At 61.1% G+C, this 26,236-nt stretch carries 21 protein-coding genes; 16 read left to right on the top strand and 5 right to left on the bottom strand.

What is annotated here, in order from left to right:
• Window positions 1–187: 187 nt before the first annotated feature.
• The 6 genes from recC to yfiB all read left to right on the top strand — a co-directional run bounded on the left by recC (window position 188) and on the right by yfiB (window position 11,882).
• A complete protein-coding gene (gene recC / locus AC0Z5Z_RS21355) occupies window positions 188–3,640 on the top strand; it encodes an exodeoxyribonuclease V subunit gamma (protein WP_485611601.1) in 3,453 nt (1,150 codons plus the stop codon).
• On the top strand, window positions 3,637–7,323 hold the full coding sequence (recB, locus tag AC0Z5Z_RS21350) for an exodeoxyribonuclease V subunit beta (protein WP_485611600.1): 3,687 nt from the start codon (window positions 3,637–3,639) through the stop codon (window positions 7,321–7,323). The genes recC and recB overlap by 4 nt, the downstream gene beginning before the upstream one ends.
• A complete protein-coding gene (gene recD, locus AC0Z5Z_RS21345) occupies window positions 7,320–9,428 on the top strand; it encodes an exodeoxyribonuclease V subunit alpha (protein ID WP_485611599.1) in 2,109 nt (702 codons plus the stop codon). Before recB ends, recD begins: the two co-directional genes overlap by 4 nt.
• Window positions 9,429–9,547: 119 nt before the next feature.
• The gene (gene yfiR / locus AC0Z5Z_RS21340) at window positions 9,548–10,117 is read left to right on the top strand and encodes a regulatory sequestration protein YfiR (protein ID WP_041477864.1); all 570 of its coding nucleotides are present in this window, start codon (window positions 9,548–9,550) and stop codon (window positions 10,115–10,117) included.
• Window positions 10,114–11,382, top strand: coding sequence for a diguanylate cyclase DgcN/YfiN (gene dgcN, locus AC0Z5Z_RS21335; protein WP_236169248.1), 1,269 nt, complete (start codon window positions 10,114–10,116; stop codon window positions 11,380–11,382). The genes yfiR and dgcN overlap by 4 nt, the downstream gene beginning before the upstream one ends.
• Window positions 11,382–11,882: an outer membrane lipoprotein YfiB gene (gene yfiB / locus AC0Z5Z_RS21330; RefSeq protein WP_191622424.1), complete on the top strand. Its 501-nt coding sequence runs from the start codon at window positions 11,382–11,384 to the stop codon at window positions 11,880–11,882. The genes dgcN and yfiB overlap by 1 nt, the downstream gene beginning before the upstream one ends.
• Here the strand turns inward: yfiB and AC0Z5Z_RS21325 are convergent.
• Window positions 11,879–12,826, bottom strand: a complete 948-nt coding sequence (locus AC0Z5Z_RS21325) for a LysR family transcriptional regulator (RefSeq protein ID WP_485611603.1) — start codon at window positions 12,824–12,826, stop codon at window positions 11,879–11,881. The genes yfiB and AC0Z5Z_RS21325 overlap by 4 nt on opposite strands.
• Before the next feature lie 149 nt (window positions 12,827–12,975).
• Between AC0Z5Z_RS21325 and AC0Z5Z_RS21320 the strand changes: the two genes are divergently transcribed.
• On the top strand, window positions 12,976–14,502 hold the full coding sequence (locus AC0Z5Z_RS21320) for a CoA-acylating methylmalonate-semialdehyde dehydrogenase (RefSeq protein WP_024011486.1): 1,527 nt from the start codon (window positions 12,976–12,978) through the stop codon (window positions 14,500–14,502).
• A 10-nt stretch (window positions 14,503–14,512) separates the two neighbouring features.
• Window positions 14,513–15,400: a 3-hydroxyisobutyrate dehydrogenase gene (gene mmsB, locus AC0Z5Z_RS21315; protein WP_016770578.1), complete on the top strand. Its 888-nt coding sequence runs from the start codon at window positions 14,513–14,515 to the stop codon at window positions 15,398–15,400.
• Window positions 15,401–15,600: 200 nt separating this feature from the next.
• On the opposite strand, the gene AC0Z5Z_RS21310 is transcribed toward mmsB, so the two are convergent.
• Window positions 15,601–15,951, bottom strand: coding sequence for a cupin domain-containing protein (locus AC0Z5Z_RS21310; protein WP_016770579.1), 351 nt, complete (start codon window positions 15,949–15,951; stop codon window positions 15,601–15,603).
• A 41-nt stretch (window positions 15,952–15,992) separates the two neighbouring features.
• On the bottom strand, window positions 15,993–16,931 hold the full coding sequence (locus tag AC0Z5Z_RS21305) for a LysR substrate-binding domain-containing protein (RefSeq protein WP_485611598.1): 939 nt from the start codon (window positions 16,929–16,931) through the stop codon (window positions 15,993–15,995).
• 216 nt (window positions 16,932–17,147) lie between these two features.
• On the opposite strand from AC0Z5Z_RS21305, the gene AC0Z5Z_RS21300 reads away from it, so the two are divergent.
• Window positions 17,148–17,912, top strand: coding sequence for a sulfite exporter TauE/SafE family protein (locus AC0Z5Z_RS21300; protein ID WP_485611597.1), 765 nt, complete (start codon window positions 17,148–17,150; stop codon window positions 17,910–17,912).
• Here the strand turns inward: AC0Z5Z_RS21300 and AC0Z5Z_RS21295 are convergent.
• Window positions 17,902–18,216, bottom strand: coding sequence for a putative quinol monooxygenase (locus tag AC0Z5Z_RS21295; protein WP_485611596.1), 315 nt, complete (start codon window positions 18,214–18,216; stop codon window positions 17,902–17,904). The genes AC0Z5Z_RS21300 and AC0Z5Z_RS21295 overlap by 11 nt on opposite strands.
• 181 nt (window positions 18,217–18,397) lie before the next feature.
• Between AC0Z5Z_RS21295 and mdaB the strand changes: the two genes are divergently transcribed.
• From mdaB to AC0Z5Z_RS21260, 7 genes are all read left to right on the top strand, one after another.
• Window positions 18,398–18,988 (top strand): NADPH:quinone oxidoreductase MdaB, encoded by a 591-nt coding sequence (gene mdaB / locus AC0Z5Z_RS21290; RefSeq protein WP_252868771.1) that lies wholly within the window; start codon window positions 18,398–18,400, stop codon window positions 18,986–18,988.
• Window positions 18,989–19,097: 109 nt separating this feature from the next.
• Window positions 19,098–20,009: a LysR family transcriptional regulator gene (locus AC0Z5Z_RS21285; protein WP_252868772.1), complete on the top strand. Its 912-nt coding sequence runs from the start codon at window positions 19,098–19,100 to the stop codon at window positions 20,007–20,009.
• A 103-nt stretch (window positions 20,010–20,112) separates the two neighbouring features.
• Window positions 20,113–21,006, top strand: a complete 894-nt coding sequence (locus tag AC0Z5Z_RS21280) for an NAD-dependent epimerase/dehydratase family protein (RefSeq protein ID WP_252868773.1) — start codon at window positions 20,113–20,115, stop codon at window positions 21,004–21,006.
• Window positions 21,007–21,371: 365 nt separating this feature from the next.
• On the top strand, window positions 21,372–22,721 hold the full coding sequence (locus AC0Z5Z_RS21275) for a GntP family permease (protein ID WP_485611595.1): 1,350 nt from the start codon (window positions 21,372–21,374) through the stop codon (window positions 22,719–22,721).
• Between the two features lie 16 nt (window positions 22,722–22,737).
• Entirely contained in the window at window positions 22,738–23,598 is an 861-nt protein-coding gene (locus AC0Z5Z_RS21270) for a MurR/RpiR family transcriptional regulator (protein ID WP_024011492.1), read from the top strand.
• A gap of 1 nt (window position 23,599) precedes the next feature.
• Window positions 23,600–25,156 (top strand): amidohydrolase family protein, encoded by a 1,557-nt coding sequence (locus AC0Z5Z_RS21265; protein ID WP_476248836.1) that lies wholly within the window; start codon window positions 23,600–23,602, stop codon window positions 25,154–25,156.
• A 76-nt stretch (window positions 25,157–25,232) separates the two neighbouring features.
• The gene (locus tag AC0Z5Z_RS21260) at window positions 25,233–25,601 is read left to right on the top strand and encodes a glyoxalase superfamily protein (RefSeq protein ID WP_016771789.1); all 369 of its coding nucleotides are present in this window, start codon (window positions 25,233–25,235) and stop codon (window positions 25,599–25,601) included.
• 252 nt (window positions 25,602–25,853) lie between these two features.
• Here AC0Z5Z_RS21260 and AC0Z5Z_RS21255 read toward each other — a convergent pair whose 3' ends face one another.
• Window positions 25,854–26,219, bottom strand: a complete 366-nt coding sequence (locus tag AC0Z5Z_RS21255) for a DUF6124 family protein (protein WP_122699388.1) — start codon at window positions 26,217–26,219, stop codon at window positions 25,854–25,856.
• Window positions 26,220–26,236 lie beyond the last annotated feature (17 nt).

Raw genomic sequence — 26,236 nt, 5'->3', positions numbered from 1 at the left:
GGTTTCCCCATGTGAGAGTAGGTCATCGTCAAGATTAAATTCCGAAACCCCAATTGCGAAAGCAGTTGGGGTTTTGTTTTGCCTGCGAGAAAGTTCTTACAGGCTTCGCAGACCTCGTCCGGCTGTCACAGCCGGCCGACAATGCTAAGGTTCTGCCTCGGCTTTAGCGATTTTCCAAGGAATCCATATGTCGGACGCCCAGTCCCTCAACGCTGCATTCATGGTGGTTCAGAGCAACAGTCTCGATGAGCTGCGCAGTCTTGTGGTCAGCATCATGCGGCGCTACCCACTGGCACCCTTGGAAAACGAAATCGCTTTGGTGCAAAGCAACGGCATCGCCCAATGGCTCAAACTCGCATTGGCCGAAGATCCTGAAGACGATGACCTTGGCGGTTGCGGGATCGCTGCGGCGATTGACGTTCAACTACCCGGCAGTTTCATGTGGCAGCTGTATCGCATGGTATTGGGACGAGAAGAGATTCCGGCGAAATCCCTGCTCGATAAAGCTCCGCTGACCTGGCGTCTGATGCGCCTCTTGCCACAGGTAATCGATCGCCCCCATTTCGAGCCGCTGCAACGCTTCCTCACCCATGACAGCGATCTGCGCAAGCGCTATCAATTGTCAGAGCGTCTGGCCGATCTGTTCGACCAATATCAAGTTTATCGGGCCGACTGGCTCGAGGACTGGGCTGAAGGGCATCATCAACTGCGCAATGTCAGAGGTGAAATAAAACCGCTGCCACCGACCAGTTGCTGGCAGGCCGAGTTGTGGCGAGCGCTGCTGAATGATGTCGGCGAACAAGGCATGGCGCAGAGCCGTGCCGGCGTCCATCAACGTTTCATGGAACGCATCAACACCCTTGATGAGGCTCCGGCTTCACTGCCGCCGCGCGTTATCGTCTTTGGCATTTCTTCATTGCCCGCACAAGTTCTTGAAGCGCTCGCCGGTCTGGCGCGCTTCAGTCAGGTTCTGCTTTGCGTACACAACCCCTGTCGCCATCACTGGGCCGATATCGTTGCCGACAAGGATCTGCTGCGACATCAATACAAGCGCCAACAACGCAAAAGCGGGATGCCCGTTGTACTTGATGCCGAAACCCTGCATCAGCACGCGCATCCGTTGCTGGCCGCTTGGGGCAAGCAAGGTCGCGACTATATCAACCTGCTCGACAGCTACGACGATCCCAACAGCTACCGCGCAGCCTTTCGTGACGGCCGCATCGACCTGTTCAGCGAAGCCCAGCCGCACAACATGCTTAACCAGCTTCAGGACGACATCCTCGAATTGCGCCCCCTCAACGAGACTCGTGAGCTCTGGCCCGCTGTCGACCTGACGCAGGACCAATCGATCCGTTTTCACATCGCCCACAGTGCCCAGCGCGAAGTCGAAATCCTGCACGATCAACTCCTGGCGCGTTTCAGCGCCGACCCGGCTCTACGCCCACGGGACGTGATCGTGATGGTCCCTGATATCGACAGCTACGCCCCGCATATCCGCGCGGTTTTCGGTCAGCTCGATCGATTTGACCCGCGCTTCATTCCGTTCACTTTGGCGGACCAGGGCCAGCGAGGACGTGATCCATTACTGATCGCCGTCGAGCACCTGCTCAAGCTGCCGGACAGCCGTTTCCCGGTCAGCGAGATTCTCGACCTGCTCGATGTTCCAGCTCTGCGTGCTCGCTTTGGCGTAGAGGAACGTGACCTGCCAACCCTGCACCGCTGGATCGAGGGTGCCGGCGTGCGTTGGGGCATGAGTGCCGAACAACGGGCCGGTCTCGGATTGCCTGAGGAACTGGAGCAGAACAGCTGGCATTTCGGTCTACGCCGAATGCTGCTGGGCTACGCCGTCGGCAGTGCCGATGCATGTGCAGGTATCGAGCCTTACGACGAAATTGGTGGACTTGACGCTGCCCTGATCGGGCCATTGGTGGCGCTGCTGGATGCCTTGGAAATCGCTCATCAGCAACTCACGCAACCGGCTCAACCGAAAGAGTGGGGGCTGCGCTTGCAGGCGCTGATGCAAGTGTTCTTTCAGGCGAGCAACGAGCACGACGACTACCTGCTGACTCAGCTCGAAGAGCTTCGCGAGACCTGGCTGGAGACCTGCGAGGCGGTCGGCCTGACTGACGAACTGCCGCTGACTGTCGTGCGCGAAGCCTGGCTCGCCGGGCTCGATCAGGGCCGTTTGTCACAACGATTCCTCGCAGGTGCGGTGAATTTCTGCACCTTGATGCCGATGCGTGCCATTCCTTTCAAACTGGTTTGTCTGCTGGGCATGAACGACGGCGATTATCCCCGCGCGCAACCACCGCTGGACTTCGATCTGATGGGCAGCGATTACCGACCTGGGGATCGCTCACGACGTGAGGACGACCGCTATCTGTTACTTGAAGCGCTGTTGTCCGCGCGCTCTCAGCTCTACATCAGTTGGGTCGGTCGCAGCATCCGCGACAACAGCGAACGACCTGCCTCGGTGCTCATCGGCCAGTTGCGCGATCACCTCGCCAGCGGCTGGCGTTCAATCGACCCTACCCAGGATCTATTGGAAGCGCTGACCGAAGAACACCCCCTGCAACCTTTCAGTGCCCGCTATTTCCACGAAGGCGAGCAACTGTTCAGCTACGCCAGCGAGTGGCAGGTGTTACATCAAGAGAAAGCGCAGCAAAGCGAAGCGCCGTTACTCGCGCCATATGTTCAAGAGGAACCGTTGACGCTGGCATTGCTGCAGGATTTTCTGCGTAATCCGGTTCGGCATTTTTTCACCCAGCGTCTCAAGGTCTATTTCGAGGCGGCGCAAGCGCCGTTGGCAGATGAAGAACCTTTCGTGCTGGACGCCCTACAGCGCTACACGCTAAGCGACAGTTTGCTGGAAGCCGCACTCAGCCAGCCGGACAATATCGATCAGGCGCTGCAAGCCCGGGCGCTGCGCCTGCAAAACAGTGGTCTGCTGCCTATGGCCGGTTTTGGCGAATGCCTACAGCGTGAACTGATCGAACCGCTGCCGGATCTTCTGCAGCGTTATCAACAGTTGCTGACGTTATGGCCGACGCCATTGAGTAGTGCAATCCCGGTCAGTCTCGACCTGCAGGGTTTGCGGCTGGAGGGCTGGCTCGCAAACCTGCATCAACGCGCCGATGGCGGCCTGCTGTCGGTCACGACCATTCCCAATAGCATCGGCTCGATCAAAACTCGCAAGTGGCATCGGCTGACCAAATCGTGGGTTACCCATCTGGTCGCCTGCGCCAGCGAGCATGCGCTGACCACGGCATTGGTCGCCAGTGACGACACGTTGTTGCTTGAGCCAATGGAGCGAGACCGAGCGTTGCGTTTGCTCGGTGACCTGCTTCTTGCCTGGCAATCAGGCATGCGCCAACCCCTGCCGATTGCGATAAAAACCGCGTTCGCCTGGTTGTCTCAAACTGACCCGGTCAAAGCCGAAGCCGCTGCGCGAAAAGCCTATGACGGTGACGGCCAGACCAGCAACGGCGAGCGGCGCGAAAGCCCGGCACTGCTCCGGCAATATCCCGACTTCGATGCATTGTTGGCAGACGAAACCTTCACCGGCTGGTGCGACGCGTTGTACCGCCCATTATTCGAAGCGCCGTGGCGTTCCTTGTCCAGCGAAGGTGCGCGCGCATGAGTACCAAAACACCGTTGGCTCTGGCCTTCCCGCTGCGCGGCAGTCAGTTGATCGAAGCAAGCGCCGGCACCGGTAAAACCTTTACGATTTCGGCACTTTATCTGCGGCTGATTCTCGGCCATGGCGGCGAGACAAGCGGTTTTGCACGAGAATTACTGCCGCCGCAAATCCTCGTAGTGACGTTTACCGACGCTGCTACCAAAGAGCTGCGTGAACGGATTCGGACACGCTTGGCTGAGGCCGCGCGGTTCTTCCGCGATGAAATTACTGCCCCCGACGGATTGATTGCCGAGCTGCGCGAACAGTTCGATCCGCAGCAATGGCCGGGCTGCGCCAACCGCCTCGATATCGCCGCGCAGTGGATGGACGAAGCCGCCGTCTCGACCATTCACAGCTGGTGTCAGCGCATGCTGCGCGAGCACGCGTTCGACAGCGGCAGCCTGTTCACGCAATCCCTGGAAACCGATCACAGCGATCTGCTTGGCGAAGTGTTGCGCGATTACTGGCGACTGTTCTGCTACCCGATGCAGGGCGATGCGCTGAACTGGGTGCGCAGCAATTGGGGTGGCCCTGCCGCGTTGTTGCCTCGGGTACGTGGCTTGTTTGCCAGCGAGCGTGACACCGATGAAGGCAAGGCGCCTGCGGAGCTGATCGAGGAGTGTTTGCTGGAGCGGCGAGCGGCGTTGGTCGAACTGAAAATGCCTTGGCATGACTGGGCAGACGAGCTGCTCGCGCTCTGCCATGAAGGCGTCGCCAGCAAAACCGTCGATGGCCGCAAAATGCAGGCGCGTTATTTCGAGCCCTGGTTCGAGAAACTCAAGACCTGGGCCGAAGACGAGTCGCTTGAGCAACTGGACATAGGCACCGGCTTCACCCGATTGACACCCGATGGCATGGCCGAGGCCTGGAAAGGCCAGGCTCCCAGTCATCCGGGGCTGGACGCCATGTCCGGACTCAAGTCGAGCCTGGATGCCTTGCCGACGCCCGATGCTGCTGTTCTGCAACACGCTGCCAAGTGGGTCGGCGCGCGTTTTGAAGAAGAGAAGCGCCGTCGCGCAGAAATGGGGTTCGACGACATGTTGCTGCGTCTGGATGCCGCGCTGCAATCGGAGGGCGGCGAGCGTCTGGCAACGCTGATCCGCGAGCAGTTCCCGGTCGCGCTGATCGACGAATTCCAGGACACCGACCCGGTTCAGTACCGCATCTTCGAGAGCATTTACCGCATCGAAGACAATCACCCTGACACCGGCCTGTTCCTGATCGGCGACCCCAAGCAGGCGATCTATGCCTTCCGTGGTGCCGACATCTACACCTATCTGCGCGCACGTCAGGCCACTACCGGCCGTTTGCATACACTAGGCACCAACTTCCGCTCCAGCCACGGCATGGTGACAGCGGTCAATCACGTATTCGAACGCGCCGAGTCCCGAGAGCAGGGACGCGGCGCGTTTTTGTTTCGCGAAAGAAATGGCGAGAACCCGGTACCGTTCCTCCCGGTCGAGTCTCAGGGACGCAAGGAAACGCTGCGGATTGCCGGGCAAGACGTCGCGGCACTCAATGTCTGGCTACTGCCCAGCGATCAGCCGTTGTCCGGCGCGGTTTATCGCCAGCAAATGGCCGCCGCCTGCGCCAGTCAAATCACCGCACTGCTCAATGGCGGGCAAACCGGCAGCGCTGGTTTCTTTCAAGCAGACGACCTCAAAGGTTTACGCCCTTCGGACATCGCGATCCTCGTCCGCGACGGTAAGGAAGCCCAGGCCGTACGCGCCGAACTCGCCGCCAGAGGGGTGCGCAGTGTTTATCTCTCGGACAAGGATTCGGTGTTCGCCGCGCAAGAGGCGCACGACCTTCTGGCGTGGCTGAAGGCTTGCGCCGAGCCCGATGTCGAACGTTCGCTCAAGGCTGCGCTGGCTTGCACCACATTGAACCTGCCGCTGATCGAACTGGAGCGCCTGAACCAGGATGAAATGGTCTGGGAAGCCCGGGTCATGCAGTTCCGCGGCTATCGAGAGCTCTGGCGCAAACAGGGCGTGTTGCCGATGTTGCGCCGCCTGCTTCACGACTTCCACCTGCCGCAAACCCTGATGCAGCGCAGTGACGGCGAACGCGTGCTGACCAACCTTTTGCACCTGTCGGAGCTGATGCAGCAAGCCGCTGCTGAACTGGACGGCGAGCAAGCGCTGATCCGCCATCTGGCCGAGCTGCTGGCACTGTCCGGTCAGGCCGGTGAAGAGCAGATTCTGCGTCTGGAAAGCGACGAGCAACTGGTTAAAGTGGTGACCATCCACAAATCCAAGGGTCTGGAATATCCGCTGGTGTTCCTGCCATTCATTTGCTCGGCGAAACCGGTGGATGGCAGCCGTTTGCCGCTGCATTACCACGACGTTGCGGGCAAGGCGCAGATCAGCCTCAAGCCGACCCCCGAGTTGATCGCGCTGGCTGACGATGAGCGTCTGGCCGAAGATCTGCGTCTTCTGTATGTCGCGTTAACCCGCGCGCAGCATGCCTGTTGGCTGGGCGTCACTGATCTCAAGCGCGGCAATAACAACAGCTCGGTGCTGCACCTGTCGGCGTTGGGTTATTTGCTCGGTGGCGGTGCCGCTTTGGGCGAGTCCAGCGAACTGAATCGCTGGCTGCGGGATCTGCAGCAAGACTGCCCGGCCATCGGCATCGGCGAAATGCCTCAGCCCACTGACGAGCATTACCAACCGCCGCGCAATGAAGCAGTGCTACGAGCGACGCTACGGCCCAAGCGCAAAGCCAGTGAAAACTGGTGGATCGCTTCCTATAGCGCTTTGCGCATCAGCGACATATTGAGCGTCGGCAGCGATGAAGCACCGGACAGTCCGCAGGCGCAAAAGCTCTTCGACGACGAGCGCCTCGATCCCGACGCGCCACATGAAATCAGCAGCGGTGGCGCCGATATCCACCGTTTTCCTCGCGGACCGAATCCCGGCACGTTTTTGCATGGCTTGCTCGAATGGGCGGGCGCTGAAGGTTTTTCGGTTACCCGCGAAGCGCTGGAAGATGCAGTTGCCCGGCGCTGCAACCTGCGCGGCTGGCAAGGCTGGATCACCACGCTGACTGACTGGCTGCAGCATTTGATCAAGTTACCGTTGCCGATCGCTGGCGGGCAACCGCCGGTGGTTCTTGAGCAGTTGAAGCAATACCGCGTCGAGATGGAGTTCTGGTTTGCCAGCCACAAAGTCGACGTGCTCAAACTCGACGAACAGGTGCGCCAGCACACCCACAATGGCGTCGCTCGTGTTGCGGCAGAACCGGTGCAACTCAACGGCATGTTCAAGGGCTTTATCGACCTGACCTTCGAGCACGCTGGCCGTTATTACGTCGCCGATTACAAATCCAACTGGCTCGGCGTGGATGATCAGGCCTACACCGTGCAGGCGATGGAGCAGTCGATCCTCGACAACCGTTACGACCTGCAATACGTGCTGTATCTGCTGGCACTGCATCGCCAGTTGAAGGCGCGGCTGGCGGATTACGATTACGACCGCCATGTCGGCGGGGCGCTGTATCTGTTTCTGCGCGGTACGCGTGCGGAAAGTCGTGGCGTGTACTTCGTGCGTCCACCACGGGAATTGATCGAACGCCTCGACCGGATGTTCCAGGGCAAACCCGAACCCAAGACCGAACCCGCCTGGGAACAGGGAGTCCTGTTATGAGCCGCACATTCGCCGATCTGCTGCCGACGCCGCTGGAAGCGGACAGCCTGTCGAAACTCTCGCCGCTGACCCGCGCCGATGATTTGCTGTTGTTGCTGAGCCGTTGGGTCGAGCGCGGCTGGCTGCGCGCGCTGGACCGCGCCTTTGTCGCGTTCCTTCATGAACTCGAGCCCGAGACCGATCCGCTGGTGATGCTCGCGGCGGCGTTGACCAGTCACCAACTCGGCCATGGTCATGTGTGTCTGGACCTGTTTGAAACCCTCAAGGCGCCGGATTTTGCACTGTCATTGCCGCCCGAAGGCGATGTGCAGGGCGGTGTGTTGCTGCTGCCCTCGCAATTGCTCGAAACGCTCGATGGAGCTCATTGGTGCAAAGTGCTGGCAAGCAGTCCATTGGTGGCCCTGGCCGCTGACCCGAGTGAAACAGCGCAGACACGTCCGCTGGTGCTGTCCTCGAAACGCCTGTACCTGCGCCGCTACTGGACCTACGAACGCCGCATCGATGCAGCGTTGCGGCAACGCTTGATGCAGCAGGAGCCGACGCCGGATGATCTGCCGCAGCGTCTGAACGAATTGTTCGGCGGCGCGGAATCCGCAGCTGTCATCGATTGGCAAAAACTCGCCTGCGCCATCGCTACGCGCAGCGCCTTCAGCATCATCACTGGCGGCCCGGGCACCGGGAAAACCACCACGGTGGTGCGCTTGCTCGCGTTGCTGCAGGCACCGGCCGTCGAGGCTGGCCATCCGCTGCGCATTCGTCTGGCGGCACCGACCGGCAAGGCCGCTGCGCGTTTGACCGAGTCGATCAGTCAGCAAGTGCAATCACTGCAAGTCGCCGAAGCGGTGCGCGCGGCGATCCCCAGCGATGTGACCACCGTGCACCGTCTGCTCGGCAGTCGACCGGGCACCCGGCATTTCCGTCACCATGCCGGCAACCGCCTGCCGCTGGATGTGCTGGTGGTCGACGAAGCTTCGATGATCGACCTGGAAATGATGGCCAACTTGCTCGACGCCATGCCGGCCCATGCTCGGCTGGTGCTGCTGGGCGACAAGGATCAGTTGGCCTCGGTCGAGGCCGGTGCGGTACTGGGCGATCTGTGCCGTGACGCCGAGGGCGGTTGGTACAGCCCGCAAACGCGACAATGGCTGGAGTCTGTCAGTGGCGAGTCGTTGCAGGGCAGCGGTTTGCATGAAGATCGCGACGGCACCCATCCGCTGGCGCAACAAGTGGTGATGCTGCGTCACTCGCGCCGCTTCGGCGAGGGCAGCGGTATCGGTCAGCTTGCGCGCCGGGTCAATCAGCAATTGGCCGACGAGGCGCGACAGTTGCTCGCCGCTGGCGGCTACGACGACGTGTATTCGCTGCCGCTCAAAGGCGAGCACGATCACAAGCTCGAACGCCTGCTGCTTGAAGGTCACGGCAACGGCCCGCAAGGTTATCGCCATTACTTGAGCGTACTGCGCGATCAGCGTCCACCGTCGACGCGGCCCCTTGAGCATGCGGACTGGACCTATTGGGCGCGTGAAGTCTTGCAGGCGTTCGACACATTCCAGTTGCTGTGCGCGGTGCGCAAAGGGCCATGGGGCGTTGAAGGTCTGAATCAGCGCATTACCGCTGCATTGCTCAAGGCGCGTCTGATCGAGAGCGACCAGCAGTGGTATGAAGGTCGGCCGGTGCTGATGACACGCAACGACTATGGTCTGGGCCTGATGAACGGCGACATCGGTATCGCCCTGAAACTGCCCGAGCGTGAAGGCGCAGAAATCGGCAAAACGGTTCTGCGCGTGGCCTTTCCGCGTAACGATGGTCAGGGCGGCGTGCGCTTCGTGTTGCCGAGTCGACTCAATGATGTCGAAACCGTGTACGCCATGACGGTGCACAAGTCCCAGGGTTCGGAGTTCGCCCACACGGCGCTGATCCTGCCGGATGCGCTGAATCCGGTACTGACCAAAGAGTTGATCTACACCGGGATTACTCGCGCCCGGCACTGGTTCACCCTGATCGAGCCGCGTGCCGGCGTGTTTGAAGAGGCGGTGCTGCGCAAGGTCAAGCGTCTGAGCGGGCTGATGCTGGAACTGGAGGAGGGCACCGAGTCTCAGGGATGAAGTGCTGAATGACCGACAACGAATACTGACCAACCGGTCAGAGGCAGGCGCCTCGCTGGTGTTCTGGCGCTGTGCTATCGTTGCGGCATCATTTCGTTACGCTCCAAGAGAATCCCTCCATGAAGGTGGCCGTCTGGGCGACACAGCGTGTGGTGGCCTGCCAGCACGCATTGCTGATCGTTTTGCTCTGGTTGTTCACGGGCAGCGCCATCGCCCAAGCGCAAACCGGGCCGGCCGAGCAACGGGCCAAAGCGGTCACGCAAGTGGTGCTTGGCATCCTCAGCTATGCACGCTGGCCGGTGGAACCGGCGCAATTGCGCCTGTGCATCGTCGGCCCCACCGAATACACCGATGACCTGGTCAAAGGCACCACCCAAGCCACGGGGCGGCCGGTGGCTGTGCGGCGCCTGCTGGCAGACAACCCGGCCATCGTCAGCGAATGCGATGCGGTGTACATCGGCAAGCTCACCGCCGACGAACGCAGTCGCCTGTTCGCATCGTTGATCGGGCATCCAGTGCTGAGCATCAGCGAAGCAGACGATCAATGCACCGTCGGCAGTCTGTTCTGCCTGCGCGTTGGCGATGAACAAGTGTCGTTCGAGGTCAATCTCGACTCCGTGGCTCGCAGTGGTGTGCGCATTCACCCCAGCGTGTTGCAGTTGTCCCGTCGCAAAGCGGCGGCGCCATGAAGCTGTTCAGTTGGAAGGCTCGCCCCACCCTTGGTTCGGTCATTGGCCGTGGGCATTTGATTGTCGCGCTGGTGGCGGTGGCGATGGCCAGTGTTTCGCTGACCTTGCTGGGCGTGCTCGCGCTGCGGGTCTATGCCGACCACAACCTGCACTTGATCGCCCGTTCGATCAGCTACACCGTCGAGGCAGCCGTCGTGTTCAATGACAAAGCGGCGGCAACCGAGGCGCTGGCGATCATCGCCGCCACCGAGGAAGTGGCAGATGCCCGAGTGCTCGACGCGCAAGGCCAATTGATCGCGCAATGGCAGCGCGTCGAGACCGGCTTGTTCTCCGAGCTGGAAATGCAGATCACCCGCGCTCTTCTGGAAAAACCGGTCAGCCTGCCGATCGAGCATCAGGACCGTGAAATTGGTCGCGTCCTGCTCATCGGCCACGGCGGCAGCCTGATGCGCTTCCTGCTCAGCGGCCTGGCCGGGATTGTGCTCTGCACCGCGATCAGCGCCTGGGTCGCGCTCTATCTGGCGCGGCGGCAGCTGCGCGCAATCATTGGCCCATTGCACAGCCTCGCCTCCGTCGCCCACGCCGCGCGCAGTGAGCGAGCGCTGGATCGGCGCGTGCCGCCGGCGCAAATCGCTGAACTGGATAATCTGGGCAACGACTTCAATGCCTTGCTCGGCGAACTCGAGTCGTGGCAAACCCATCTGCAAAACGAAAACGAAACTCTCGCTCACCAAGCGACCCACGACAGCCTCACCGGTTTGCCCAACCGTGCGTTTTTTGAAGGCCGCTTGATCCGCGCCTTGCGCAACGGCAAAAAACACGATGAGCGGGTCGCCGTGCTGTTTCTCGACAGCGACCGCTTCAAAGGCATCAACGATAACTTCGGCCACGCCTCGGGCGACGCAGTGCTGGTGGCCATCGCCAATCGCGTGCGAGCGCAATTGCGCGAGGATGATCTGGTCGCGCGGCTGGGTGGCGACGAGTTCGCCGTGCTGCTTGCGCCACTGCACACGGTCGAAGACGCTGAGCACATCGCTGACAAGATTCTCGCCAGCATGGACATGCCGATCACCCTGCCCGGCGACAGCAGTGTGGTGACCTCGCTCAGTATCGGCATCGCCGTTTACCCCGATCATGGCGCCACGCCGGGTGCCTTGCTCAACGCAGCCGACGCGGCAATGTACCAGGCCAAGCGCCTGTCGCGCGGCGCGCAATTCACCGCCGGGTCGGAGCGCCCGGTCGATTCCGTTCACACCAGGAGCTGATGTCCGTGTTCACTCTTCCCGTTCGACTTTTTTCCGCATTGCTGATGATCGCCGCGCTGACCCTGAGCGGTTGCCAGACCGCCCCGCAAAAGGGCCTGACACCGGCGCAGGTCGCCGTGCTCAAACAGCAGGGTTTCGAGTTGACCGATGACGGCTGGGAGTTCGGCCTGTCGGGCAAAGTGCTGTTTGGCAGTGACGTCGAAAGCCTGAACGCAGCCAGCACGGAAATCGTCGAACGCATCGGCAAGGCGTTGCTCGGCGTGGGGATCGAGCGCGTTCGGGTAGATGGCCACACCGATGCGTCCGGCAAGGAAACCTACAATCAGCAACTGTCGCTGCGCCGGGCCAAGAGCGTCGCCAACGTCCTCGGCACGGTCGGCATGAAGCAGGAGAACATCCAGCTGCAAGGCCTGGGCAGCAGCGAACCGGTGGCTTCCAACGACACCGCAGCGGGGCGCACGGAAAATCGCCGGGTGTCGATCGTGGTCAGCGCCGACTAATCGGCAAAGCGCATCTCCCGCGTTTCACCCATCAACAACTCCTGATTGTGTTCAGTCACTTCGCGGATGTAATCCCACAACAACGTAATCCGCTTCAACTTGCGCAGATCCTCCCGGCAGTACATCCAGAACTGCCGGGTGATGTCGATTTCCTCCGGCAGCACCGGCAGCAATCGCGGGTCTTGTGCGGCGAGAAAGCACGGCAGGATCGCCAGCGAGCGCCCCTGCTGCGCGCCGACGTATTGCGCGATCACGCTGGTGCTGCGCAGGTTTGCGCTGGCGCCGGGTAGCACGTTGGCCAGGTAGAGCAACTCCGAGCTGAACGCCAGATCATCCACATAACTGATGAATTGATGCTTGCTCAAGTCGGCCGGGTGGCGGATGGGTGGGTGTTTGTCCAGATAGTCCTGGGTTGCGTACAGCTGCAAGCGGTAGTCGCAAAGTTTGCAGCAGACGTACGGCCCGTGCTCCGGCCGCTCGAGGGCGATGACGATGTCGGCCTCGCGCTTGGACAGGCTGATGAAGTGCGGCAGCGGCAGGATGTCCACCGAGATCGCCGGGTAGGCGTCGACGAAATGGCTCAGTTGCGGGGTGATGAAAAAACTGCCGAAGCCTTCGGTGCAGCCCATGCGCACATGGCCGGACAGGGCCACGCCCGAGCCCGAAACCTGCTCGCAAGCCATGTGCAATGTGCTTTCGATCGACTCGGCATAACCGAGCAAGCGCTGGCCTTCAGTGGTCAGTACGAAACCGCTGGTGCGGGATTTCTCGAACAGTAATGTGCCGAGCGCCGCTTCCAGCGAACTGATCCGTCGCGACACCGTGGTGTAGTCGACGGCCAGGCGTTTGGCGGCGGTACTGGCCTTGCGGGTGCGGGCGACTTCAAGGAAAAACTTCAGGTCGTCCCAGTTCAGCGAGCCTAGCGAGGTGATGTTTTTTTGCATGATGGACGGGCTTATATGTGCGTTCTTATTAGAAGTTTGCACATCTATACTCCAAAAACAGTCCGACAACCAATTCGCGACACACGCCTCATCTCAAGGCGAACCTTTCGCCTTGGCTCCTACGATAAAAACAAGTTCTGGAGACCAGCATGAACGCATCGCTTACGCCCAACGACACCACGCTGCAAAAGGTCAAACTGCTGATCGACGGCGAGTGGGTCGAGTCGCAGACCACCGAGTGGCACGACATCGTCAACCCGGCCACCCAGCAAGTGCTGGCCAAGGTTCCGTTCGCCACCGCCGCTGAGGTCGATGCCGCTGTCAGCGCCGCCCAGCGTGCCTTCCAGACCTGGAAACTGACCCCGATCGGCGCGCGGATGCGCATCATGCTCAAGCTGCAAGCGCTAATCCGCGAGCACTCCAAGCGCATCGCCGTGGTCCTCAGCGCCGAGCAGGGCAAGACCATTGCTGATGCCGAAGGCGATATTTTCCGTGGCCTGGAAGTGGTCGAGCACGCGTGCTCGATCGGCACTCTGCAAATGGGCGAGTTCGCCGAGAACGTCGCTGGCGGCGTCGACACTTACACCCTGCGCCAGCCGATCGGTGTGTGCGCCGGCATCACGCCGTTCAACTTCCCGGCGATGATTCCGCTGTGGATGTTCCCGATGGCGATCGCCTGCGGCAACACCTTCGTGCTCAAGCCTTCGGAACAGGATCCGCTGTCGACCATGTTGCTGGTGGAGCTGGCGATCGAAGCGGGCGTCCCTGCTGGCGTGCTCAACGTGGTTCACGGCGGCAAGGATGTGGTCGATGGTCTGTGCACGCACAAGGACATCAAAGCCGTGTCGTTCGTCGGTTCGACTGCTGTCGGCACACACGTTTATGACCTGGCCGGCAAACACGGCAAGCGCGTGCAGTCGATGATGGGCGCAAAAAACCACGCCGTGGTACTGCCGGACGCCAATCGCGAGCAAGCGCTGAATGCCTTGGTCGGCGCCGGTTTCGGTGCCGCCGGGCAACGTTGCATGGCCACGTCGGTGGTGGTGCTGGTCGGTGCCGCAAAACAGTGGCTGCCAGACCTGAAAGCGCTGGCGCAGAAACTCAAGGTCAACGCCGGCAGCGAGCCGGGTACCGATGTCGGCCCGGTGATTTCGAAAAAAGCCAAGGCGCGGATCCTCGAACTGATCGAAAGCGGCATCAAGGAAGGCGCCAAGCTTGAACTCGATGGTCGTGACATCAGCGTGCCGGGTTATGAACAAGGCAATTTTGTCGGCCCGACCCTGTTCTCCGGTGTGACCACCGACATGCAGATTTACACCCAGGAAATCTTCGGCCCGGTGCTGGTGGTGCTGGAAGTCGACACCCTCGACCAGGCGATTGCGCTGGTCAACGCCAATCCTTTCGGCAACGGCACTGGCCTGTTCACCCAGAGCGGTGCGGCGGCGCGTAAATTCCAGACGGAAATCGACGTCGGTCAGGTCGGCATCAACATTCCGATTCCGGTGCCGGTACCGTTCTTCAGCTTCACCGGTTCGCGCGGTTCGAAACTCGGCGACCTCGGCCCGTACGGCAAGCAAGTGGTGCAGTTCTACACGCAGACCAAAACGGTCACGGCGCGCTGGTTCGACGACGACAGCGTCAACGACGGCGTGAACACCACCATCAACCTGCGCTGAGGATTCGATCATGAAAATCGCATTTATCGGGCTGGGCAACATGGGCGCGCCGATGGCGCGCAACCTGATCAAGGCCGGCCACTCGTTGAACCTGGTCGACCTGAACAAAACCGTGCTGGCGGAACTCGAGCAACTGGGCGGCACCATCCGCGCTTCGGCCCGCGAGGCGGCGGAAGATGCCGAACTGGTGATCACCATGCTCCCGGCCGCGGTGCATGTGCGCAGTGTCTGGCTGGGTGAAGAGGGCGTGCTCGCCGGCATTCGCCAAGGCGTGCCGGCGGTGGATTGCAGCACCATCGATCCGCAGACCGCCCGCGACGTAGCGGCGGCCGCCGCCAAACACGGCGTGGCCATGGCCGATGCGCCGGTCTCCGGCGGTACTGGCGGTGCGACGGCCGGAACGCTGACCTTCATGGTCGGCGCTACCCCGGAATTGTTCGCCACCCTGCAACCGGTGCTGGCGCAGATGGGCCGCAACATTGTGCATTGCGGTGAAGTCGGCACCGGCCAGATCGCCAAGATCTGCAACAACCTGCTGCTGGCAATCTCGATGGTCGGCGTCAGTGAAGCGATGGCGTTGGGCGATGCGCTGGGGATCGACACCGGTGTGCTGGCCGGAATCATCAACAGCTCGACCGGCCGTTGCTGGAGTTCGGAGATGTACAACCCGTGGCCGGGCATCGTCGAAACGGCGCCGGCCTCGCGCGGTTATACCGGTGGTTTCGGCGCGGAACTCATGCTGAAGGATCTTGGGCTGGCGACTGAAGCGGCGCGGCAGGCGCATCAACCGGTAGTGCTCGGCGCGGTGGCGCAGCAGTTGTATCAGGCGATGAGCCAGCGCGGTGACGGTGGGAAAGACTTCTCGGCGATCATCAACAGCTATCGCAAGCCGCAGTAACGCGATCAGCCCTTTGTGGCGAGGGGATTTATCCCCGTTGGGTTGCGCAGCAGCCCCCTGGAGTGTGTCAGGTAAACCGAGTGCTCAGGGTTTGCGACTGCTGCGCAGTCGAGCGGGGATAAATCCCCTCGCCACAGGTTTTAGCAACGCCGGGATATTTGCCGGGAAATCACGTCGGGTGATTTCCCGGCTTTTTTGCATCAGGCGAAGACGAAGTATTTGCGCACGGTCTCGACCACTTCCCACGTGCCTTTCATACCCGGCTCAACCACGAAGATATCGCCAGCACGCAGATGAATCGGCGCCATGCCGTCCGGGGTGATCACGCAGTAGCCTTCCTGGAAATGGCAGTACTCCCATTTCACATAATCGACGCGCCACTTGCCCGGTGTGCAGATCCAGGTGCCCATGATCTTGCTGCCGTCTTCGCTGGTGTAGGCATTGAGGTTGACGGTGTGCGGGTCGCCTTCGAGTTTTTCCCATTTGCAGGCGTCGAGCACTGGCAGCGGGTGGGTGTCGCGCAGAACGGTGATAGGGGCGGTCGCGGTCATGGGGACTCCGGGCAGGTGGACTTGAGAATTGAAGTCGCACCCTATAGCGCCCGGTCGCCGCTCAGTTGTCTGGGGTCGACATCGGAGTGCTCAGAAGCGCGCGCAGCAATAAGTGCTTGTAACAGCGCTTGGGCATAACCCGGCAGCGCGGCGAAGTCTTTCGCGCAGAGCAATAACGCGCGGCGCGCCCACGGCTCATTCAGGGGCACGCACTGGAACCGTTTGAGCGCCGTACGTTCGACAGCGGCCAAGGGCACGATGGCCAGTCCCGCCCCTCTTGCGACCATACGCATCGCGCCATCAAAGCCATCGGCGCGAATGCGCACCTGCATCCGCGCGCCGCTGTGCAGCGCCTGTTCTTCCAGATAAATCGCCAATGCGCTGTCGGCGCTCAATCCGACAAAATCGTGCTGCAACGCGTCGCTGAAACTGACCTCGGCAACGTCAGACAACGGGTGATCAAGCGGCAGAATCAGCACCAGCGGATCATCACGAAACGCCTGGGTCTGCAGGCCGTTGGTGTCGACCGCGTCGGACACAATCCCCAGATCCGCTGCGCCTTCACGCAAGGCATGAGTAATTCGCGCACTGGGCAGTTCCTGTAGATCGATGTCGAGATTGGGATGGCTGCGCAGGAAATCCGCGAGCACTTCCGGAAGGTACTCGGTAATCGCCGTGGTGTTGCATAACAGCCGCACCTGGCCTTTGACGCCTTGCGCGTAATCGGCCAGATCCTGCTGCATGCGTTCGGCCTGTTGCAAAAGAATGCGCGCATGGCGGGCGAGGGCTTTACCGGCCGGGGTCGGGGTGACGCCACGCCGACCACGTTCGAGGAATTCGGCGCCCAGCGAGGCTTCCATCGCGCGGATTCGGGCGCTGGCGGCGGCTAGGGACAAGTGGCTGCGGGCGGCGCCGGCGGTGATGTTGCCAGTGTCGAGAATATGCAGGTAGAGGCGCAGGTCGGTGAGGTCGAAGTGCATGGGGTTTGCCTGTGGTTTCGCGGTGGCTGGGCTGGCCCTTTCGCGAGCAGGCTCGCTCCCACAGGGACTTATGTACAGCGCAGATCCCGTGTGGGAGCGAGCCTGCTCGCGAAGAGGTCAGATGCCTCAAAGCCGATGTCAGCCTCTTGCAAAGGAAGAGGCTGCCTAAGTATATGGCAGATTTTCCCCCAGCCCGGATCAGTGCACATTACCCCAATGCACACACTGACCGACTTCTACCAAACCCTCGGCCTGACCCTTTCTCTACTGGTCATCGCCACCTTCCTCCTCGCCGGCACGGTCAAAGGCGTGATCGGCCTCGGCCTGCCCACTGTCGCGATGGGCCTGCTCGGTCTGGCTATGGCGCCGGCGCAGGCAGCCGCGCTGTTGATCATTCCGGCGACCCTCACCAATTTCTGGCAACTGGCCTTCGGTGGTCACCTGAAAAGCTTGATCAAACGCCTCTGGCCCATGCTGCTGATGATCTTCCTCGGCACCGGCATCGGCACCCTCTGGCTCGGCATGTCCAGCGGCCATTGGGTAGTGCGCGGACTTGGCGCGGCGCTGTTGCTGTATGCATTGAGCGGATTGTTCTTGCCCACGCTACACGTCAAATCCGCGCATGAATCGTGGCTCGGCCCGCTGTGTGGCCTGATCACCGGCGTCATCACCTGCGCCACCGGCGTCTTCGTGATTCCGGCGGTGCCGTACCTGCAAGCGCTGGGGCTGAGCCGCGATGAGCTGGTGCAGGCGCTCGGCCTGTCCTTCACCGTCTCGACTCTGGCGCTGGCCGCTGGGCTGCTCTGGCACGACGCACTCGGCGGTGGCGAATTGAGCGCCTCGCTGCTGGCGCTGATCCCGGCCATGCTTGGCATGTGGCTCGGTCAGTGGCTGCGTCAGCGCATCAGTGCGGTGCTGTTCAAGCGGGTGTTCTTTATCGGACTGGGCGCGCTCGGCGCCCATTTGCTGATCAGCGGCTAGCCGACGATTCGCTGAGCATGTCGATCGCGCGGATATCGAAATCACGCTGCAGATACTCCATGCGTTTGGCGAAAAACGCTTTCATGTGTGGCAATGCCGAGTGCTCATCCAGATGCGCCTGGCTGGCCCAGATCTCGTAGAAGATAAACAGCGTCGGATCTTCCTTGTCGCGCAGCATGTGGTACTCGATGCAGCCCGGTTCGGCGCGGCTCGGCTCGACGTAAGCGCGGAACAGCGCTTCGAATTCGGCGGCTTTTTCCGGGCGGGTCTTGGCGTGCAGGATGAAACCCTGGCGTTCACTCATCACAACTTCCTCAAAAGCAGAAAGCGGCGATGCTACGGCAACAATTGGCGATCGATTCGTGCGTTTTGATCAAATGTATTTTGCGTCGATGTGGCTGTTTTCGCGCGAGATCGATGGTTAATCTGCCGCCATTCCAATTCTTGATTCAATCCAGCCTCAAAGGCTGCGCCGAGGTTTTCCGATGAAGAAAGTGCTGTTGCTCAATGGCGGTAAAAAATTCGCCCACTCCGATGGCCGCTACAACGCCACCTTGCACGAAACCGCGCTGAGCGTGCTGGATCGCGGCGGTGTCGACGTCAAGACCACGTTTATCGACGAGGGCTATGACGTTGCCGAAGAAGTGGCGAAATTCCTCTGGGCCGACGTGATCATTTATCAGATGCCGGGCTGGTGGATGGGCGCGCCGTGGACGGTGAAAAAGTACCTCGACGAAGTCTTCACCGAAGGTCACGGCAGCCTCTACGCCAGCGACGGCCGCACCCGTTCCGATGCCTCGCAGAAGTACGGCAGTGGCGGTCTGATTCAGGACAAGCAATACATGCTGTCGCTGACCTGGAACGCGCCGCAGCAAGCCTTCGATGACCCGACGGATTTCTTCGAAGCCAAAGGCGTGGACGCGGTGTACTTCCCGTTCCACAAGGCCAACGAGTTTCTGGGCATGACCGCGCTGCCGACCTTCCTCTGCGTCGACGTAATGAAGCGTCCGAATATCGACAATGATGTGGTGCGCTATGAGCAGCATCTGACTGAGGTGTTTGACCTCAAGGCTTGATGGGTTTCGGGCTACTATCCGGGTAACAGCAAAAGATCGCAGCCTTCGGCAGCTCCTACAGAGGGCATGGCGATTGGCTGCGATCTTGGCGATTTCAAAGAGGGAACCCGTGAAAGCCAGATCCGATGAGTTGCAGATTTTCGTCTGCGTGATCGAGTGCGGTTCGATTTCCGCCGCCGCCGAGCAGGTCGGCCAGACGCCGTCGGCCGTCAGTCGTACGCTGTCGAAGCTCGAAGCCAAGCTCGACACCACGCTGATCAACCGCACCACGCGACGCATGGACCTGACCGAGGAGGGCAAGTATTTCTTCGAACAGGCCAAGTTGATTCTCGACCAGATGGATCAACTCGAAGAACGCCTGTCCTCGCGCCAGCAGACCCCATCCGGGCGCCTGCGCATCAACGCTGCCTCGCCGTTCATGCTCCACGCCATCGTTCCCTACATCGACGAATTCCGGCAGCTGTACCCGGACATCCTGCTCGAACTCAACAGCAATGACCTGATCATTGACCTGCTGGAACAAAGCACCGACGTCGCCATCCGCATCGGCACCCTCGCCGATTCGACGCTGCATGCGCGTTCGCTCGGTTGCAGTCCGTTGATGATTGTTGCCAGCCCCGCCTATTTGAAAAAGCACGGCGCGCCACGACAAGTGGCGGATTTGAGCGAACACACGTTGCTCGGCTTCACCCAGAACGAAGGCCTCAACCAGTGGCCGCTGCGCTATGTGCATGGCGACCGTTGGCCGATCAGCCCGGCGATCAGCGCTTCCAGCGGCGAGACCGTGCGCCATTTGGCACTGGAAGGGCAGGGCATTGCCTGTCTGTCGCATTTCATGACCATCGACGACATCCGCGCCGGACGCCTGAAAGTCCTGCTCGGTGAATTCAACAGCGGCTACCGCCAGCCGATCAACGCCGTGTACTACCGCAACTCACAACTGGCGTTGCGCATCCAGTGCTTCCTCGACTTTATCCAGGGCAAACTCGCCGCCTACGCCAGCGCCGAATTCAAGGGCTGATTCGTGATCCCTGCGCAAGAGTGAATTGGCCGAGGGCGGGTTTTTCGCCGGGTTTCATCGGCCGATACTCGCTGCATCACTTATTCACGCAGGGAGTTTCTCCATGAACGTATTCGTCACCGGCGCGGCCGGTTTTATCGGCGGTTCCATCGCCACCGGCCTGGTGGAGGCCGGGCACAACGTCACCGGCCTGGTGCGCAGCGCCGAGCAGGCTGATGAGCTGAAAGCGATGGGCATGAACGCGGTAATCGGCACCCTCGATGACAGCCAATTGCTGGCGCAACAGGCCCGTGCTGCCGATGCCGTCATCAACGCTGCCAGCAGCGACCATCGCGGTGCGGTGGAAGCGTTACTCGACGCTTTGCGCGGCTCGAACAAGGTCTTTCTGCACACCAGCGGTTCGAGCATTGTCGGCGATGCTTCCGGCGGCAAATCCAGCGACGACATTTACTACGAGGACAACCTACCGGAGCCGACTGTCGACAAGGCCGATCGCGTAGCCATCGACAATCTGGTGCTCGCGGCGGCGCAGGATGGCGTGAACTCGGCGGTGATCTGCAACACCCTCATCTACGGCCACAGCCTGGGCGTCAACCGCGACAGCGTGCAATTGCCGCGACTGCTCAAGCAGGCGCGCAAAAGCGGCGTCGTTCGCCACGTCGGGACAGGGCAGAACATCTGGTCCAACGTGCACATCGAAGACGTCGTCGCCTTGTATCTGCTGGCGCTGACCAGGAATGTGCCGGGCACTTTCTACTTTGTCGAGAGCGGTGAAGCCTCGTTCATCGACATGACCACCGCCATGGCCGAAGCCCTCGATCTGGGCAAACCGCAAGACTGGCCATTGCCTGACGCCGAAGCCGAATGGGGCTACGAAATGGCCAACTACGGCCTCGGTTCCAACAGCCGCGTACGCGGCAAACACGCCCGGGAACTGCTGGGCTGGACGCCGAAGCGCACGTCGGTGGTTGAATGGATTCGTAACGAAATGGTGTGAGTCCAGCGCGCACCGAGTGAAGCCATTCGCGAGCAGGCTCGCTCCCACAGGTGACCGCGTTCTGCCTGGAAAAATGTAATTCCTGTGGGAGCTGGCTTGCCAGCGATAGCGGTGGATCAGTCGCCACCCATGTTGAACGTGGCGCCGTCATCGCTGGCAAGCCAGCTCCCACAGGGACTTTGTGGTGGCCAGGAAGCCATGAAAATCCCACACTCCGATTTTCATTAATCACGACAACACATATCCACCAACGACACCTCTTGTCTCTCCACGAAAATTACTTTCATGCGGTTTGAAATCTCTATCTCGAAATGATTTATGAGTTTCACAACCCATTCGAACGTGACCCTTTCGAGGAGTACCGCATGACGCCTTCCTTCGGCTATTGGCTGCTGGTTTACGCCGCTGTGGCCATCATCGCGCTGATCGTGTTGATCGCCCGTTACCGGCTCAATCCGTTCATTGTCATCACCCTGATTTCCCTGGGCCTGGCGCTGGTGGCCGGGATGCCGCCGTCGGCTGTGGTCGGTGCGTATGAGGCGGGTGTCGGCAAGACGTTGGGGCATATTGCGCTGGTGGTGGCATTGGGGACGATGCTCGGCAAGATGATGGCCGAGTCCGGCGGCGCCGAGCAGATGGCGCGCACGCTGATCGACAGATTCGGTGAGAGGAACGCGCACTGGGCGATGGTCTGCATCGCGTTTCTGGTCGGTCTGCCGCTGTTCTTCGAAGTCGGTTTCGTCCTGCTGGTGCCAATCGCCTTCACCGTCGCCCGCCGCGTTGGCGTGTCGATTCTGATGGTCGGTCTGCCGATGGTCGCCGGCCTCTCGGTGGTGCATGCGCTGGTGCCGCCGCACCCGGCGGCGATGCTCGCGGTGCAGGCCTATCAGGCGTCGGTCGGGCAGACCTTGTTGTACGCGATCGCGATCGGCATTCCGACCGCGATCATCGCCGGCCCGCTGTACGCGAAATTCATCGTGCCGCGCATTCAATTGCCGGCGGACAATCCGTTGGAAAAGCAATTTCTCGAGCGCGAGCCGCGCGACAGATTGCCGGGTTTCGGCATCACCATGGCAACCATTCTGCTGCCGGTGGTGCTGATGCTGATCGGCGGCTGGGCCAATCTGATTTCCACCCCTGGCAGCGCTTTCAACCAGTTCCTGCTGTTCATCGGCAATTCGGTGATCGCGCTGTTGCTGGCGACTTTGCTGAGCTTCTGGACGCTAGGGATTGCCCAAGGTTTCAACCGCGAATCGATCCTCAAATTCACCAACGAATGCCTCGCGCCCACCGCCAGCATCACCTTGCTGGTCGGCGCGGGTGGCGGCTTGAACCGGATTCTGGTGGATGCCGGCGTTACCGATCAGATCGTCAGCCTCGCTCACGAATTTCATCTGTCGCCGCTGATCATGGGCTGGTTGTTCGCTGCGCTGATGCGCGTTGCCACTGGCTCGGCCACCGTGGCGATGACCACCGCATCAGGCGTTGTCGCGCCGGTGGCCATCGGTCTGGGTTATCCACACCCTGAGCTTTTGGTGCTGGCGACCGGCGCCGGCTCGGTTATCTTTTCCCACGTCAACGACGGCGGCTTCTGGTTGATCAAGGAATACTTCAACATGACAGTCGCGCAGACGTTCAAGACCTGGACCGTGCTCGAGACGCTGATTTCGCTGGTCGCTTTCGCGCTGACCGTCGGCCTTTCCTACCTGCTGTAACCGGAGCCCGCCGCCCATGGACATCCTCTACCAGATCCGCGCCCGCCAGGATTCCTTCAGTGCCGGCGAGGGGCGCATTGCGCGGTTGATGCTCGACGATGTCGGGTTTGCCGCCAGCGCCAGCCTCGAAGACCTCGCACAACGCGCCGAGGTCAGCACCGCCACGCTGTCGCGCTTTGCCCGCACGGTCGGCTGCCGAGACCTGCGCGATCTGCGCCTGCAACTGGCCCAGGCCAGCGGCGTTGGCAGCCGTTTTCTCGACCCGGCAGGCACGCCCGAGCAGTCGGCGTTCTACGGGCAGATTGTCGGCGACATCGAAACCACGCTGCGCCAGCATCTGGCCGGTTTCGATGAATCGCGCTTCGCCGACGCAGTGAAATTGCTCAGCCAGGCGCGGATGATTCACGCGTTCGGCATGGGCGGTTGCTCGACCCTGTGCAGCGATGAATTGCAGGTGCGTCTGGTGCGCCTCGGTTACCCGATTGCGGTGTGTCATGACGCGGTGATGATGCGCGTCACCGCCGCCAGTTTGAACGCCGAGCAAGTGCTGATCGCCTGCTCGCTGACCGGCATCACCCCGGAGCTTTTGGAAACCGTGGAGCTGGCGCGCAACTACGGCGCGCGCATCCTCGCCATCACTCGCGGCGATTCACCACTGGCGGAACTGGCCGACGTCGTCCTGCCGCTGCAAGGCGCGGAAACCTCGTTCATCTACAAACCGACGGCGGCGCGCTACGGCATGCTGCTGGCCATCGACGTGCTCGCCACCGAACTGGCGCTGGCCAGCCCTGAAGACAATCAAGAACGTCTGCGGCGAATCAAACTCGCCCTCGACGAATACCGTGGCGGCGACGATCACCTGCCGCTGGGAGACTGACATGCAGTACGACACCCTGATCCGCAACGCGCTGGTTATCGACGGCAGCAACACGCCCGGCTATAAGGCCGACGTGGCGATTCTCAATGGCCGCATCGAGCGCATTGGCGATCTGCCTGACGCCCGCGCCAGCGAAGAAATCGACGCCGCCGGCCGGGTGCTGGCGCCGGGTTTCATCGACGTGCACACCCACGACGACACCGTGGTCATTCGCCAACCCGAGATGCTGCCCAAGCTTAGCCAAGGCGTGACCACGGTGATTGTCGGCAATTGCGGCATCAGTGCTTCGCCGGTCACCTTGAAGGGCAATCCACCCGATCCGATGAACCTGCTCGGCAGCGCAGCGGCGTTCGTCTACCCGCGTTTCAGCGACTACCGCGCCGCCGTCGAAGCGGCCAACACCACGTTGAACGTCGCCGCGCTAGTCGGCCACACCGCGCTGCGCAGCAATCACCTCGACGATTTGTTGCGCACCGCGACACCCGGCGAAATCGCCGCCATGCGCGAGCAGTTGCGCGACAGCCTGGAGGCCGGCGCGTTGGGTTTATCCACCGGCCTGGCCTACGCCAGCGCCTTCAACGCCTCGACCGATGAAGTCATGCAACTGACCGAAGAACTGACGGCGTTCGGCGCGGTGTACACCACCCATTTGCGCAGCGAATTCGCCCCGGTTTTGGAGGCGATGGACGAAGCGTTTCAGATCGGCCGCCACGCGCAGTCACCGGTGATCATTTCCCACCTCAAATGCGCCGGCGTCGGTAACTGGGGGCGCAGTCCGCAATTGCTCGCAGCGCTGGAAGAGGCAGCGAAAAACCACCCGGTCGGCTGCGATTGCTACCCGTACGCGGCGAGTTCCTCGACCCTGGATTTGAAGCAAGTCACCGACGCGCACCGCATCACCATTACCTGGTCAACACCGCATCCGGAAGTCAGCGGGCGCGACCTGATCGACATCGCTGGCGAATGGAAACTGTCGCTGGAAGAAACCGCGAAACGTCTGCAACCGGCGGGCGCGGTGTACTACGGCATGGACGAGGCCGATGTCAGAAGAATCCTCGCTCATCCGCTTTCGATGGTCGGCTCTGACGGACTGCCCGAAGACCCGTTCCCGCATCCGCGCCTGTGGGGCGCTTTCCCACGGGTCCTTGGCCATTTCAGTCGCGACGTCGGGTTGTTTCCACTGCACACCGCCGTGCACAAGATGACCGGCCTGTCGGCGGCGCGTTTTGGCTTGCAGGAAAGGGGCGAGATTCGTGAAGGGCATTGGGCGGATCTGGTGTTGTTCGATCCGGCGACCGTGCGTGACGTGGCCGATTTCAACGATCCGCAGCGGGCGGCGCAGGGGATTGACGGGGTGTGGGTCAACGGCGTGTTGAGTTATCGCAACGGACAGGCGAATGGCAGCAGGGCAGGGCGGTTTCTGGCTCGCGAAGGTAATTTGCGCGAAGGATTTTTTGATGATGATGGCGCCAAAAGATCGCAGCCTTCGGCAGCTCTTACAGGAGATCGAAGGCTGCGATCTTTTGATCCATGTCTCATAGTGGCACTGTGCAATTAAAGAAAGCCATCCACAAGCCGATTTGCTGACATCCTCCCCGTCTACATTGTGGGGCCATTCAGTCAGGGAGCACCCCATGAGCTTCGGCAAAACCACCCCGATCCTGCGGATCTTCGATGAGGCCAAGGCTGTCGAGTTCTACGTCGATTTTCTCGGTTTCAAGATCGACTGGCAGCACCGCTTCGAAGCGAATTTTCCGCTGTATCTGCAGGTGTCGCGCGGTGAGTGTGTGCTGCATCTGTCCGAGCATCACGGCGATGCCTGCCCGGGTTCGGCGCTGCGTATCGAGACCGATGAGCTGGAGGCGTTTCAGCAGCAACTGATGGCCAAGGACTATAAGTTTTCCCATCCGCAGATTCAGGCGATGCCGTGGGGGAGTCAGGACATGACGATCGCCGATCCGTTTGGCAATCGGTTGGTGTTTACCAATGCGATCAGTCTTTGATCTGCATGCCTGAGATCAAAAGCCCCTCACCCTAGCCCTCTCCCGGAGGGAGAGGGGACCGACCGAGTTGACCGTGCTTCAAACGTCTACCTGAACGACCGTGTCGAATATGGATTCACAGCGATCATTTCAGGTCGGCGTATTTCGTGAGCATCGCACGGTCGGCCCCCTCTCCCTCTGGGAGAGGGCTGGGGTGAGGGCAATCCCTGACACCCCACCAAAATCAGCCCACACCAAATCCCCCAAAAACCCTCAATCAGTCGGCACCAACCGATCCAGCACCCGATTCACCGCCATCTCCGCGACCATCACAATCTGCGCAATGCCCTGCAACGTCTTGCGCTGCGAGCCGTTCACCAGCCCCGCCTGATCGTTGAGCATCACCGTCGCCGACCCCAGGGTTTCGCAGGCGTCGGCCAACAGCGATTCGTTGTCGGCCTCGGGATTGGCCATGTACAGCGTGTTGGATTTGTAGGGCGGGGCCATGAATTCGGCGCTGGATGGGCCGAGGTAATGGTCGAGGGCGCGGTCGGCGGCTTCGTGGAATTTCTTCGAGTCGGCGGATTCGTAGGGGGATGCCGGGTCGGTGGGGGGCGGGTTTGGGGTTACTTTGAACATGAATGCTTGCCTCTTAT

It is taken from the genome of Pseudomonas sp. 1L-E-NC-VB-C3 (assembly GCF_057291535.1).
Note: the sequence above shows the minus strand (reverse complement) of the source record. Positions and strands in the feature narration are given on the sequence as shown.